The following is a 13,575-nucleotide window of genomic DNA, read 5'->3' as shown; positions in this document are numbered from 1 at the left end:
ACGCCGGAGGGCGGGGGGTGAGGAGGGGCTTCGGCTGCGGGCCCGGTGGGGGCCGGTCGCGCAGTTCCCCGCGCCCCTGGGGGTGGGGCTGCGCCCCTACCCCCGCCCTTCAGCCCGTCCGGCGTTTGAGGACCGGGGGTTCGGGGGCGGAGCCCCTGAGTGCGTGACGGGAACGGGTAGGGGCGGCGGGGGCGAAATCCACACCGCAACCACCCCCCACCCTCGACCTCCACCGCGAAGCAACTGTCACCGCCCGGTCAGCCGGCAACGGCCGACCGGGCGGGAGCGTGTCCACCCCCGGAAACCGGCGCCAGCCCCTCCCCGGCATGCTCCACCTCCACGAACCCGACCCCGACCCCACCCGCCCCCGCGACAGCGGAGTACGGCGGCCGCACGGGCAACGTGGCCGCAGGAGACGGAGCCGTGAGGGTGAACCACACGACCTTCCCCGACTCACCGTCCGGCCGCACACCCCAGCTCTCACTCACCGCGGCGACCATCGAAAGGCCACGACCGCAGGTCGCGAGGGAGGTGGCGTCCCGCACCTCGGGAAGGCGCGGGTCGCGGTCGTGCACGGAGACGGTGAGCCGGTCGAGCATCAGCTCGATCTCGACGGTGCACAACTTGTCGGGCCGGGCATGCAGATGGACATTGGTCAGCAGCTCGGTCACGCCGAGCGCGGCCCGGTCTATCAAGGGATCCAGACGCCAGTAGCGCAACTGCGCAGATACGATTCTGCGGACCTGGCCGATCCGCGACGGCAGAGCGTTGAGCTCGACCGTGCAATGTTTGCTTGGCTGGCTGATCACGGCTGCGACTCCCCGAATTGAGGTCCGGAAGAAGACGAGTGCGGATCCAGCGGGCTGCCTGCGCGCGCCGACCGCCTGCTGTCGGTGGCCGGCGGGCTGGTTCGCAGCGTTATCGCCGGTAAACCCAGAGTGACGTGACAACAGAGTGGCTCAGGAGGCGCGCTCCCGCAACTCGCGGTGATCTCGGCGGCCGGACGAACGGCCCCCTGCACGGCGCTCAGCGCACGCGCCCCGCCGCATTGCGCACGGCCTCGATGAACCGACGGGCCGCCGGCGGACCGGGCTCTCCGGGGGCCGGATCGTGGTCGCCGAGGGTGAGCAGATAGCGGGTGCCGTTGACGTCCGCCAGGGCCCGGTCCGCCTGGGCGAACCAGGGCTTGGACGCACGGACCGCCTGCACGGGCGCGCTGTCGATCTCACTGCCGTAGCTGGTGAGCAACTCCAGCCTGCCGTCGCTGATCCGCACCTGCCCGGCCCGGGTGAGCGAACGCAGCCGCTTCCCGATCCGCACGCCTGTGGCTGTGAACTCCGGCTCCGCCATGTGCCCCGCCCCCTTGTGCGCTTCGGTCGTGCCCCGTCGTGCCTGCTGTCGTGCACGTCGTGCCATACGGGTCGTACCCCGTCGCGAACCGCCGGTCGCGCCCGTCGTACGTCCGGGGTGCGCCCGTCGTGCGTACAGGTCGCGCCCGTCGTGCGGACGGGGCGAACTCGTCGTGCGTACGGCGCGGGTCCCGTTCCATTGTGCGTCCCGCCGGGACCGGCGTCCTGTGCGTGCAGTCTGCCCGCGCAGGACGTCGAGCACCAGTGCGCATCACTGCGTGGCACATGCCCTGTGGCGCACTCGCGTGAATGCGCCCCCCATCCCCTTGGCGGCCGCTCGCCACAGGAGTCCCTTTGGGGTTCTCAAAGGAGTGTTTATGCAGGTGAGAAGCGTGCGCAAGGTGCCTATGATCGAGGCGTCCGACCGTGCGATCCGACGTCGGCAGCCACCCGAAGGAGCCCCGCCGTGACCACCCCGCAGCAGGCCCGCCCCCATGAGCCCACGGCCACGCTCGATGTCGATCACAGCGACGCGGAGTACCGGAACTGGCTCAAAGAAGCCGTGCGGAAGGTCCAGGCCGACGCGAACAGATCGGCCGACACCCATCTCCTGCGCTTCCCGCTGCCGGAGCGCTGGGGCATCGACCTGTATCTCAAGGACGAGTCCACCCACCCCACCGGCAGTCTCAAGCACCGGCTGGCCCGCTCGCTCTTCCTGTACGGGCTGTGCAACGGCTGGATCCGGCACGGCCGCCCCGTCATCGAGGCGTCGAGCGGCTCCACGGCCGTCTCGGAGGCGTACTTCGCCAAGCTGATCGGGGTGCCGTTCATCGCCGTGATGCCCCGCACCACGAGCCCGGAGAAGTGCCGTCTGATCGAGTTCCACGGCGGCCGGTGCCACTTCGTCGACGACCCGCGCACGATGTACGCGGAGTCGGCGGCCCTCGCGGCGCAGACCGGCGGGCACTTCATGGACCAGTTCACGTACGCGGAGCGGGCCACGGACTGGCGCGGCAACAACAACATCGCCGAATCGATCTACCGCCAGCTGGAGTTGGAGCGCTACCCCGAGCCCGCGTGGATCGTGGCCACCGCCGGGACCGGCGGCACCTCGGCGACCATCGCGCGCTATGTGCACTACATGCAGTTCAACACCCGTATCTGTGTGGCCGATCCGGAGAACTCCTGTTTCTTCGAGGGCTGGACCACGGGTGATTCGGAGGTCACCACCGACTGCGGTTCGCGGATCGAGGGCATCGGCCGGCCGCGGATGGAACCGAGCTTCGTGCCCGGGGCCGTCGACCGGATGATGAAGGTGCCGGACGCGGCGAGCGTGGCGGCCGTGCGGGCGCTGGAACAGGCCATCGGACGCAAGGCGGGCGGTTCGACCGGCACGGGCCTGTGGAGTTCGCTGAAGATCGTGGCGGAGATGGCGGCGGCGGGCCGGACCGGGAGCGTGGTCACGCTGCTGTGCGACCCCGGGGACCGCTATCTGGACAAGTACTACTCGGACGACTGGCTGGCCGGTCAGGGCCTGGACATCGCGCCCTACGCGGCCACGATCGACGCACTGCTGGCCACGGGGATCTGGCCCGCCTGAACGACCCGTTCCCGGGTGGCGCGGCTCCGGGGGGCTCTGGGGTGGTACGGCTCCGGGGCGGTGGCCGTCAGCGCGCGTGCGGCGAGCCGATCCGCCGGTCCAGCCTGCGCACCGCGTCGCGGAACGCCCGGCCGAGACCGGCCCGGCTCATCTTCGTCATCAGGCGGAACGCCGCCGTGCCGTCGGCGGCCACGGTCCACTGAACCCGCGTACCGGAGGCGCCGTCCGGCGTGAGCCGCCACTCCTCGACGAGGGCGCGCACGCCGGGCGCGTTCGTCACGTCGACGCGGTACGCGTACACCTCGTGCGGCTCGGCCGCGAGGATCGTCTCCTCGAAGCGCGTGCCGCCCCTGAGGCGGATGCGCCGTCCGGAGCCGTCGTCGGACGGGTGTGCCGACGAGACGGCGGAGAACCACTCCGGCCAGCCTTCGACGTCCTCGGCCAGCGCGCGGTAGACCGCCTCGGGGGACGAGGCCACCGCTCGCGCGAACACCAGTCGCACGGGAGCGGTCTCGGTGAAGTCGCGCTCCACGGGGCGCAGTCGACGAACCATGCGTACGACCTCCTCGCGGGAACGAAGTCGGGAGCGAGTCCTGAACGGGGCCCCGCGCCACGGCAGTTGGCGGGGGAGGGTCACCATAACCGGCGGCACGTCGGATGTCTGTACCGCCCATGGACGCCCATGGACGCCCCTGGACGTGTCTGGACGCCCCGGCGGAGACTCAGGCGTCCGGCGCGTCCTCGTCCTCGGCCTCCGGTTCGCCCGCCACCACCAGGCGCCGCAGATGCTCGGAGATCTCCGTGCGCGCCTCGGCGGGCAGCCCGTCGTCCGTCACCAGTGTGTCGATCTGTTCCAGCGCGGCGAACGAACTCAGCCCCACCGTCCCCCACTTGGTGTGGTCCGCGACCACGACGACACGCCGCGCCGACTGCACGAGGCGCCGGTTCGTCTCGGCCTCCGCGAGGTTCGGCGTGGACAGACCCGCCTCCACCGATATGCCGTGCACCCCGAGGAAGAGCACGTCGAAGTGGAGGGCCTCGATCGCCTGGTCCGCCACGGGACCCACCAGCGAGTCCGACGGCGTGCGCACCCCGCCCGTCAGGACGACCGTCGCCGCACCCTGCCGCTGCCCCGACGTGCGCTGCGCCGAGTGGAAGACGTCGGCCACCCGCACCGAGTTGGTCACCACCGTCAGGTCCGGCACGTCGAGAAGCTGATGGGCGAGCGCGTACGTCGTCGTGCCGCCGGACAGCGCGATCGCCGTGCCCGGGGCCACCAGCGAGGCCGCCGCCCGCGCGATGTCCTCCTTGGCCGTCAGCTCCAGCCCCGACTTGGCCTCGAAGCCCGGCTCGTGCGTACTCGCCTCGACCACCGGGACGGCGCCGCCGTGCACCTTCTCCACCACGCCCTGCCGGGCGAGCGCGTCCAGGTCGCGACGGACCGTCATGTCGGACACGCCGAGTTTCCTGGTCAGTTCGTTCACGCGGACGCCACCGCGCCGCCGGACCTCGTCCAGGATCAGAGCGCGCCGCTGCTCCGCGAGCAGGTTCTGATTCTCGCTCACGTCCGCTCCGGTTCCCTTCGCCTCGACCCGCTCGACATGGCCCCGTACCCCCTGCGACAAGGACGTTCCCCTCACCTGTGGACCCGCGGGACGCCCCATCCTCGCACGGGCAGCCGCAGGTCGCGCCACTGCCTGTGGCGGCACGCACACGTCACGCTGCCACCTCCTGTCCGGCGCTGTCACACGGATCGGGGAGATTCCGTGACGAGTGGTGCGCGGAGCGTCAGCAGAGGAGATCCTTGTATCTGGACATGACACATGTCGTACGGGCATCACGGGGGACACAACAGTGGAGCGTCTACAGGGGTACGCCCCGACGAACGAGGCGAACGGTTCCGGGCCGCAGCAGGCGTCCGACACCGCGCTCGAACTCCTGGTCCACGGCGTCGGCGGCACGACGCCCCAGGAAATGCTGAACGATCCGCGCACGGTCCGGATCACCGGCGACGACACGGCCGCGGTCTTCCGCCGCGCCGACGACGTCGAGGCCGAGACGAACGCGACGCGCCGGCCCGCGGAGCACCAGGGCAAACCGATTCCCGAGGCGTACGTCTGGTGCAACCTCACCTCGGGCAACGGCTCCCGGGCGCTGTGGCTGCTGCTCCTGCCGTTCATGGTGGTCAACCTCGCCCACTGGATGCGGCCCACGGTGAGCGACAACCGCACGCCCGCGGTCCGCCTCTACGGCCTGCTGGTGCGGCTGGCCGGTCTGACCCTCACGGTGCTGCTGGTCGCCGCGGCCTGCGAGGTCGCCCTCGACCTGGCCGCCTGGCAGTGCGCGGGGACGCCCGACTGCGCCCGGGAACACTCCTGGCTCGGCTTCCTGTCCCCGGCGGTCTCCGACGGCGGCTGGTGGAGCCAGCCCGGCCGCCGTCTCGCCCTCGCCTCCCTGGTGCCCGCCGCCCTCACGGGTCTCCTCTGGTACCTCTCGCACCGCACCTGGAGCGCGTACGAGTCCCAGCAGCCGAGGCCGCGCGAGAGCGAACCGGAGGAGGAGGGCAGCAGGGCCGGGCTCGGCCGCCCCGGCTTCTGGTACGGACGCCGGCTGGTCGCCCGGCTGCGGGTCGCCCACACCGCCGCGGGGCTGCTGACCATCGCCGCGGCGGTCGGCGTCGCCGCGGCCCGCCACGACCGCGAGGCCGGCGGCCCTGCCGTTCTGAACGTGCTGGGGTGGCTGCTGAACGGGGCGTTCGTGCTGGGGGCGGTCTTCGTGCTGTGGGTCGTCTGCAGCCGGGGCCGCAGCGAGCACCGGCTCGACCGGCGGCTCGACGCGGCCCTGGTGCGCCGGCTGCCCCTCGGCTCGCTCGCCCTGCTCGTCCTCACGTTCGTCTACGCGGGCTGGTCGCGCCCCGGGTGGAGTTCGGACCACCGGCTGTCCGGGGGCGGCGCCGCCTTCGGCACCATCGCGCTGGTCGAGTGCCTGCTCGTGATCGTCCTCGGGGTCGTGGCCCACGTCCTCCACCGGGGCCGGCCCGATCCCCGCACCGCGATGCGGGGCCTGGCGGGGCCCGCCGTCGCGATGCTGGCCTGCGCGCTGGGCGGGGTGATGTCCGGCGGAGTCTCCCAGCGCGTCGCCGACTGGCTGGACGGCACCGGCCACACGATCGCGGGACCGCCCGTGCTGCTGACCTGGCAGGCGTCCGTCATCCCGCCCCTGCTGCTGGTCCTGCTGGTCCTCGTCGGCTGGCTGGCCCGGCGCACGGTCGTGCTGCGCCGCACCGAGACGGCCGCGGTCGAACTCGCCTACGAGGACGAGCCCAAGGACGAGGCCACCACCCGCCGCATCGCGAGCATCCGGGCGATGGCCTCCCTCACCGACCGGGCCCCCCGGATCATCGGCATCACCTCCGTCGTGACGCTGGTCCTGGGCGGTCTGGCCGTCGCGGGCGCCCTGACCACCGAAGACGCCCCGGGCGAGGCGGCGAGCGGCACCTACCCCGTCGTACAGGGCGCGGCCGAGACCGCGCAGGCACTGGGCTCCTGGCTGATCGGTGTCGGCTTCATACTGTTCGTCACCTGGGGCCGCCGCGCCTACAAGGACCAGACCGCCCGCCGGACCATCGGCATCCTGTGGGACGTCGGTACGTTCTGGCCGCGTGCGGCGCACCCCTTCGCGCCCCCTTGCTACGCCGAGCGCGCCGTCCCCGACCTGACCTGGCGCATCGCCGGCTGGACCCGCGCCACCGGCGGCCGTCTCGTCCTCTCCGGCCACTCCCAGGGCAGTGTCCTCGCGGCCGCCGCGGCCTGGCAGCTCGAACCGTCGGTGCGCAAGCGGGTCGCGCTGCTGACCTACGGTTCACCTTTGGAGCGGCTCTACGGGCGCTGGTTCCCGGCGCACTTCGGGCCCGAGGAGCTCAGCGGACTGCACCGGGACGTCGACTGCTGGCGCAATCTGTACCGGGTCACCGACCCCATCGGCGGCCCCATGCGGCTGCCGGGCGACTGCGGTCCCGAGGTCGACCGTGAGGCACTGGAGGACCCGCTCGCGTACTGCCGGTCGGAGAAGCACCCGCTGCCCGCGCCGATCCTCGGACACTCGGACTACCAGGCGGACCCCGTCTTCGCCGAGGAGCGGGAGAAACTCCTGGCACGCCTCAGGCCGGACGTCCCGGCCCCGCGACCGGGCACGGAGCCCGAGGAACCGCAGGGCGGCCCCCGGGCGGAACCGACGCCGGTCTAGGACCGGCGGCCGAGACCAGGAGGAGGCACGGCCGGGGCTCAGGGGAGTTCCGGCAGGTCCTCCGCGTACAGCAGGGTGAGGTCGTCCGTGCTCGTCTCGGCGAGCTGGGCGACCCGCCCCGCGTGCCGCTCCACCATCGCCTCGAAGGTCTGCCGCGCGGTACGGCCGTTGCCGAACGCGGGCCCCTTCGGGATCGCCGAGAAGTACGTGAGCAGCGCCTTGTCAGCGCCCGGCGCCAGCCGGTACTCGTGCTCGTCCGCCTGCTGCTCCACGATCCGCAGCAGTTCCTCGGAGCCGTAGTCGTTGAAGGTGATGGTCCGTGAGAAACGGGACGCCACACCGGGGTTGACCGAAAGGAAGCGCTCCATCTCGGCCGTGTAGCCCGCGACGATCACGACCACGGCCTCCCGGTGGTCCTCCATGAGCTTCACCAGGGTGTCGATCGCCTCGCGCCCGAAGTCGCGTCCCGAGTCCTCCGGCGACAGCGCGTACGCCTCGTCGATGAACAGGACACCGCCGCGCGCCTTGTCGAACGCCTCCTGCGTGCGGATCGCCGTGGAACCGATGTGCTCACCGACCAGGTCGACGCGGGACACCTCGACGAGATGCCCCTTCTCCAGGACACCGAGAGAGGCGAGGATCTCGCCGTACAGGCGGGCGACCGTCGTCTTGCCGGTGCCGGGGGAGCCGGTGAAGACGAGATGGCGGCGGGCGGAGGCGGCCTTGAGGCCCGCCTGCTGGCGCCGGCGGCCCACCTCGATCATGTCGGTGAGCGCCCGCACCTCGCGCTTGACGCTGTCGAGGCCCACCAGCAGGTCCAGTTCGCCGAGCACGGCCTCCGAGGTGCGCGCGGGCTGCTCGGGCTCCGTGGCGGCGATCAGCGGCTCCTGCTCGGTGACACGCTGGCCCGGGATGACTCCCAGCAGGCCCGAGGACTGCCCCGCGGTCTGTACGGCGGGTTCCGGGGCCGGGGTCCGCGCGTGGGCGCTCTCGTCACTCGTGCAGTCCTCGACCAGCGGCCCGGTGCCGGCCGCCTGGTCGCCTCCGGCGTCCGCGAACTCGTAACCACCGCGTGCGCAGCGCTCCGTACGGCACTTCTTGAGGGTGGCGCGGCAGCCGTCTATCACGTGGAAGCCGTACCCGCCGCTGCCCGTCACCCGGCAGCCGTGGAAGCTGCCGCGACCGCCGGCCGACACGTAGAAACCCGCCTCCGCGGGCGAGGTGACCGTGCACCGCTCGATCGTGGGATCGGCGCCCTTGGTGACGATCACGCCCGTCTGTGTGCCGTCGATCGTGCAGGCGGAGAGCGTCCCGCCGCTGCCGTGGTCACGGAACCAGGCGCCCGTCGCCGCGTCCCGGATGCGGCAGTCGTCGAGCTGAGCGGTGGCGCCGTCGCTCACCGACACGGCCGTGTTGCGGACCTGGGTGATGTCACTGTCGACGACGTCCGCGCGCGAGCCGCGGTCGAGCACGAACAGGGCGTCCGGCACGTCGTGCACCCGGCACGATTCGAGGACGACGGTCGCGCCGTCACTGACCCACACCGCGGGATAGTCGCCCGTACTGTCGTGGATCTCGCACTGGTTGGCGTCCACGCGCGTGCCCGGATCCCAGACCGACAGGCCGTTGCGCCCGAACTGGCGCACGGTGGACCGCGTCATGGTGAGGACCGAGCGGGAGCGCAGGTCGACCGCGTTCTCCGGGATGTCGTGGATACGGCAGTCGGCGAGCGTCAGCACGGCGTCCGTGTCGAGCGTGACACCGTCCGAGGTCGTGCGGTGCACATCGCAGTCCGTGAGATGCGCCGTGGCCCGCGCGGAGATCTGTACGCCGCTGCCCCTGACCTCGTACACCTCGCAGCCCACCGCTTCGAGGGCGGACTGCTCGCCGGTCACCGACAGGCCCGCGCCCGCCGTGTGGTGCACCCGGCAGCGCTCCAGCCGCGGATGGGCACCGCCGCGCACCGAGACGCCCGACTGGCCGGCGGCCACGACCTCGCACTCCTCGAAGACCCCGCCCCCGCCGTCGAGCACGGAGATGCCGACGCCCGCCGGGTTGTCCACCGTGCAGCGCCGCACCGTCGGGCGCGCGCCGCCGCGCACCTCGATACCGGCCGCGGACCGGGTGACGATCCGGATGTCCATGAGCTCCGGCGTGCCCTCCTCGACGAGCAGCGCGGGCGCGGCCGAGTCCTGGCCCTCCACGAGCAGGTCCTGGACCACGGCGGAGGCACGTACGGTCAGCGGCACGCCGTCGACGGGCGCGATGCGCACGGAACCGGCCGAGCCCTCGGGGCCGCGCAGCGTCACCGCCCGCTCTATGACGAGGTTCTCCCGGTAGGTCCCGGCGGCGATGGTGAGCACGTCACCGTCGGCCGCGGCCTCCAGGGCGGCGGCGAGCGATGCGTACTCACCTGTGCGGCGCCGCCACCGCGACGTGCCGGTGTGCGTCACCTGGACCGTGCCCTGTGCCATGGCGCTGCTGTGCCCCCACCTTGTCGTACGCGGGTCCTGAGAAGCCGTGTTCCCAGCGCCTGGCCGTCAACTCGGCTCACGGGGAACGGGAAACAGCCTCTCATGACGGTGCCGAACACCTCGGCCGGTCCACCGTAGCGTGCGCGGGGCCGCGCGGTTGACCGGAAGTGCGGAGGTGGTCAGCTGCCCGTGCCCGTCCTGCCCCAGTCCGGCCCCGCCTGGGACCACGCCTGGTCCCAGCGGTCGTACCTGCGCCGCACCATGCGCCAGACCAGCAGACGCCGGGTGCCCTCGACGAGGCCCGCGCAGGCGGCGGCCGTGCCGAAGCCGGCGAGGACGGCGTGAGTCGCGGCGGTCGCGGTGTCCAGTGGTCGGCCCACTATTCGGCCCTGTCCGTCCGTCCACACCGTGAAGTGGTCGCCGCGCTCGGGGGTCTTGAGGTCCGCCATGGCCGTGCCCCGGCGCGCGGTGCCGTCCGGAGCGGTCCAGCGGGCCAGCACCCGGCTGTGGGAGTCACGTCCCGAGGCCGTCTCGGGGTCGGGATCCAGCGGAGTGCGGTCTGAACTCCTGATCACGGTCGCGACCACCGGATGGTGATTCTCCCGCTGCTCCCGCACGGCTAGCTGGAGGGCGTCCCCGGCGATCCCGCCGACCAGCACACCGACCAGGGGCGCGGCGACGAGGATCAGCAGAAGTGCCCCCAACGCCAGCCACGCCTCGAACAGATCTGTCGTACGCCGAAGCGGGTTGTGCCGCCAGCGCCAGATTCCCCGGATTGCCCGCACCGCTCCGCACCCCCCTCCGCGTCCGTGATAACCCCCCTCGGAGCCGTTCACGCGCGCGGCCGGACAAGAGAGAGGCACATCACCTCTCCTGCCGGCCTCTCATGAACTTCTCACACGGACTCAACGGCTGCGCCCGGCGCGGGTGTTCCCCGGACGAAGGCCTATTCGAGGATCCGCACCGGGTCGCCCACCCGGACCGAACCGGGGGACTCCGGTACGAGATTCTGCCCGAAGACCAGCTTGTCGCCGAAACGGCGGTGCCTGGCGAGGGTGCGCAGCGGCTCCCTGCCGCGCTCGGCCGTCGTCTGGTCGGTGGTGGTCACGACACAGCGTCCGCACATCTTGGCGACGCGGAGGACGACCTCGCCGACGGCGATCCGGGACCAGCCGTCCTCGGCCCAGGCGGCGGTGCCCCCGACCACGATGTTCGGCCGGAAGCGGTTCATGGGGAGCGGGCCCTCTTCGGGCCGGTCGCCCTGCGCGATCAGGGTGTTCAGGGCGTCGAGCGAGGCGAGCGTCGTGACGAGCAGGGGATAGCCGTCCGCGAAACTGACCGTCTCGCCCGGCCGCGCGAACAGCGGGTCGACGGGTCTGCGGGTGGCCGGGTCGTCGAGATGCACGAGCCGCACGCCGATACCGAGGAAGCCGCTGAACCAGGCGTCCGCCGCGACCCCGGCGGGGACCCCCTCCACCTTGTCGTTCCAGATCTCCACCGTCGTGGTGCCGCCCGGTCCGGGCACGGGGACGGTCAGCGGCTCATGGCCGGGCGCGGACACCAGGATCGCGCCGCCGGCCAGCGCTTCGACACGGACCAACGCCATCCGCGGCCACGCGCGTTGGGTGATGATCCTGTTCCTGTCGTCGGTCAGCACCCAGCGCCGGTCCCCCGCCGGACCCCATGGCTCCACGACGACCTCGTGCGGGGCGTACCCCGCAGCCGCCTTCAGCGGGTAGACGTGGATCGAGTGCAGTACCGGCTTCGCCATGAGGTCATCCTGCCGGAGGGCTCGGACAACCTCCGCCGCATCACCCTCAGTAGCCGCGGTACTGCTGGTTGTTGTACGGGTCCTGGTACGGCGCCGGGGCGGGGCGCGGGGCAGCGGGGGCGGGACGCGGCGCTGCCGGACGCATCGCCTCGTAGCCCGTGCCGCCGCCGTTCATCGGGCGCTGCGGCTGCTGCGGAGCCTGGGGGCCCGGGTAGCCGCGCGGCGCGCCGCCCTGCTGCGGGATGTAGGGAGCCGCGGCCTGCTGCAGCGGAGCCGGTTGCTGGGCCTGGGGGTAGCCGTACTGGGGCGCCTGTGGGGAAGGCGCGGCGGGCAGAGCGGGCAGCGCCGACGGGAGCGCGGGCAGGTTGCCGCCCGTGTCGTACGCCGCGGGAACCCGGATCGGGGCGATCTGCGGGGTACCCCGCTCGGCCACGAGGGAGTCGTAGATCGGGGTGTCCGGGAAGGAGGCGGAGTAGTAACCGCCGCCATAGGTGGAGCGGGGGGAGGTCATGGGACATAAGTTAAGCCCACGATCTGCCGGTTGGGGAGACCGATAAGAGGGTTGTTTTCCGTGTCGGCAGTGACGCGGGACCCCCAATGTGAGCGAACTTGGTGAAAAAGGGCAGCGGAGACTGCCAGGATCGTGTAAAGGCCGAGTTCCGGAGGGGTTACCGACGGGTCGGCCGCCGATCTTCCGGGCCCGGTCATGGGCGTTCGCGGCTCGGGGGATTAGGTTGGCGCAGAACGGGCGAACGTACCGAGTCGCGGTCGTCGCGGAGAGACCCGATGGGGGCGGACATGTCAATGCCTAAAGGATCGAACGTTCCGGTGCCGACGACGGGGCTGCGCGTCGAGCTGGGCTGGCGGACGGGTCCCGGGGTGCCCGACGCGGACGCCTCGGCCCTGCTGCTGGCGTCCGGGAAGGTCCGCTCGGACCAGGACTTCGTGTTCTACAACCAGCCGGCGCACTCCTCCGGCGCGGTGCGCCACGAGGGCAAGCGCAACGCCGGCGGCCAGGTGAACGACACGCTGTTCGTCGACCTCGCGCGCGTGGAGCCCGGAATCGAGACGGTGGTCCTCGCCGCCTCCTCCGACGGCGGCACGTTCGGCCAGGTCCCCGGGCTCTACATCCGGGTCCTCGACGCACAGCAGGGTACCGAGGTCGCGCGCTTCGACAGCGAGGGCGCGAGTGTCGAGACCGCCTTCGTGCTCGGCGAGTTCTACCGCAGACAGGGCGCCTGGAAGTTCCGGGCCGTCGGCCAGGGCTACGACAGCGGACTCATGGGGCTGGCCACCGACTTCGGGATCACCGTCGACGAGCCGCAGCAGCCGGCGCCGCCCGCTCCCGTCGCCCCGCCGGTCAGGGCCACTCCGCCTCAGGCCCCCGTCGCCCCGCCCGTCACGGCCCCCCGGCCGACGACCCCGCCGCCCGCCCCTCCGGCACCCCCCGCCCCTCCCGCGGCCCCCGTACGCCTGACCAAGGTCACGCTCACCAAGGACGCCCCGTCCGTCTCGCTGACCAAGCAGGGCGGCACCTCGGGTGTGATGCGCGTGAACCTCAACTGGACGGTGCGCAAGCAGTTCTCGGGATGGCAGGCCAAGCTGGGCCGGGCGATCGCCATGCACGCGGACCTCGACCTCGACCTCTGCGCCCTCTACGAACTCTCCGACGGGAGCAAGGGCGTCGTCCAGGCGCTGGGCAACGCGTTCGGAGCGCTGCACCAGCCCCCGTTCATCCACCTCGACGGCGACGACCGGACCGGCGCGTCGTCCAGCGGCGAGAACATCAGCGTCAACCTCGACCACATCCGGGACTTCCGCCGCATCCTCATCTTCGTGACCATCTACGAAGGCGCGCGTTCCTTCGCCGACCTGGACGCCTCGGTGACCCTCCAGCCGCTGCACGGCGCACCCGTCGACTTCTCGCTCGGCGAGTGCACCGTGCCCTCCACGGTGTGCGCGCTCGCCCTCATCACGAACACCGGCACCGACCTCGTGGTCCAGCGCGAGGCGCGCTTCCTCGTCCCCGACCGGGGCGTCAGCCCGCAGCGCACCGTGGACTACGCCTACGGCTGGGGCATGAACTGGACCCCGGGCAGGAAGTGAACCGACCGGCCGCGCCCCTGTCCCGCAAAA

At 72.1% G+C, this 13,575-nt stretch carries 11 protein-coding genes; 3 read left to right on the top strand and 8 right to left on the bottom strand.

Features of this window, described 5'->3' with window-relative positions; all coding sequences use genetic code 11:
- Positions 1–257: 257 nt before the first annotated feature.
- Positions 258–809, bottom strand: coding sequence for an ATP-binding protein (locus tag ACZ60E_RS25070; protein ID WP_469443219.1), 552 nt, complete (start codon positions 807–809; stop codon positions 258–260).
- Between the two features lie 217 nt (positions 810–1,026).
- Positions 1,027–1,350, bottom strand: a complete 324-nt coding sequence (locus ACZ60E_RS25065; RefSeq protein WP_107019186.1) for a hypothetical protein — start codon at positions 1,348–1,350, stop codon at positions 1,027–1,029.
- A 465-nt stretch (positions 1,351–1,815) separates the two neighbouring features.
- On the opposite strand from ACZ60E_RS25065, the gene cds1 reads away from it, so the two are divergent.
- Positions 1,816–2,949, top strand: a complete 1,134-nt coding sequence (gene cds1, locus ACZ60E_RS25060; RefSeq protein WP_384798935.1) for an L-cysteine desulfhydrase Cds1 — start codon at positions 1,816–1,818, stop codon at positions 2,947–2,949.
- A gap of 67 nt (positions 2,950–3,016) precedes the next feature.
- Here the strand turns inward: cds1 and ACZ60E_RS25055 are convergent, their stop codons facing one another.
- The gene (locus ACZ60E_RS25055; RefSeq protein WP_469443217.1) at positions 3,017–3,502 is read right to left on the bottom strand and encodes an SRPBCC family protein; all 486 of its coding nucleotides are present in this window, start codon (positions 3,500–3,502) and stop codon (positions 3,017–3,019) included.
- 169 nt (positions 3,503–3,671) lie between these two features.
- The gene (locus ACZ60E_RS25050; RefSeq protein ID WP_384798929.1) at positions 3,672–4,514 is read right to left on the bottom strand and encodes a DeoR/GlpR family DNA-binding transcription regulator; all 843 of its coding nucleotides are present in this window, start codon (positions 4,512–4,514) and stop codon (positions 3,672–3,674) included.
- Between the two features lie 289 nt (positions 4,515–4,803).
- Between ACZ60E_RS25050 and ACZ60E_RS25045 the strand changes: the two genes are divergently transcribed.
- Positions 4,804–7,194 carry a hypothetical protein gene (locus ACZ60E_RS25045; RefSeq protein ID WP_469443216.1) on the top strand — a complete coding sequence of 797 codons (2,391 nt, stop codon included), beginning with the start codon at positions 4,804–4,806 and terminating at the stop codon, positions 7,192–7,194.
- A gap of 38 nt (positions 7,195–7,232) precedes the next feature.
- Here ACZ60E_RS25045 and ACZ60E_RS25040 read toward each other — a convergent pair whose 3' ends face one another.
- From ACZ60E_RS25040 to ACZ60E_RS25025, 4 genes are all read right to left on the bottom strand, one after another.
- Complete coding sequence (locus tag ACZ60E_RS25040) at positions 7,233–9,668, bottom strand: right-handed parallel beta-helix repeat-containing protein (RefSeq protein WP_384798924.1); 2,436 nt, start codon at positions 9,666–9,668, stop codon at positions 7,233–7,235.
- 179 nt (positions 9,669–9,847) lie between these two features.
- Positions 9,848–10,453 carry an Rv1733c family protein gene (locus ACZ60E_RS25035; RefSeq protein ID WP_469443214.1) on the bottom strand — a complete coding sequence of 202 codons (606 nt, stop codon included), beginning with the start codon at positions 10,451–10,453 and terminating at the stop codon, positions 9,848–9,850.
- Positions 10,454–10,614: 161 nt separating this feature from the next.
- Positions 10,615–11,439 carry an MOSC domain-containing protein gene (locus tag ACZ60E_RS25030; protein ID WP_469443212.1) on the bottom strand — a complete coding sequence of 275 codons (825 nt, stop codon included), beginning with the start codon at positions 11,437–11,439 and terminating at the stop codon, positions 10,615–10,617.
- 46 nt (positions 11,440–11,485) lie between these two features.
- Positions 11,486–11,950 (bottom strand): DUF6643 family protein, encoded by a 465-nt coding sequence (locus ACZ60E_RS25025; RefSeq protein WP_384798915.1) that lies wholly within the window; start codon positions 11,948–11,950, stop codon positions 11,486–11,488.
- 275 nt (positions 11,951–12,225) lie between these two features.
- Here ACZ60E_RS25025 and ACZ60E_RS25020 point away from each other — a divergent pair, with 275 nt between their 5' ends.
- Complete coding sequence (locus ACZ60E_RS25020; RefSeq protein ID WP_384798912.1) at positions 12,226–13,545, top strand: TerD family protein; 1,320 nt, start codon at positions 12,226–12,228, stop codon at positions 13,543–13,545.
- Positions 13,546–13,575 lie beyond the last annotated feature (30 nt).

It is taken from the genome of Streptomyces sp. NPDC102514, assembly GCF_055584525.1.
This window is presented reverse-complemented; position numbering and strand designations above follow the sequence as displayed.

Excerpts from the sequence above, each read along its gene's own strand:
- ACZ60E_RS25025 (WP_384798915.1), bottom strand. The coding sequence starts at position 11,950 with ATGACCTCCCCCCGCTCCACCTATGGCGGCGGTTACTACTCCGCCTCC.
- ACZ60E_RS25040 (WP_384798924.1), bottom strand. The coding sequence starts at position 9,668 with ATGGCACAGGGCACGGTCCAGGTGACGCACACCGGCACGTCGCGGTGG.
- ACZ60E_RS25055 (WP_469443217.1), bottom strand. The coding sequence starts at position 3,502 with ATGGTTCGTCGACTGCGCCCCGTGGAGCGCGACTTCACCGAGACCGCT.
- ACZ60E_RS25020 (WP_384798912.1), top strand. The coding sequence starts at position 12,226 with ATGGGGGCGGACATGTCAATGCCTAAAGGATCGAACGTTCCGGTGCCG.
- ACZ60E_RS25065 (WP_107019186.1), bottom strand. The coding sequence starts at position 1,350 with ATGGCGGAGCCGGAGTTCACAGCCACAGGCGTGCGGATCGGGAAGCGG.
- ACZ60E_RS25030 (WP_469443212.1), bottom strand. The coding sequence starts at position 11,439 with ATGGCGAAGCCGGTACTGCACTCGATCCACGTCTACCCGCTGAAGGCG.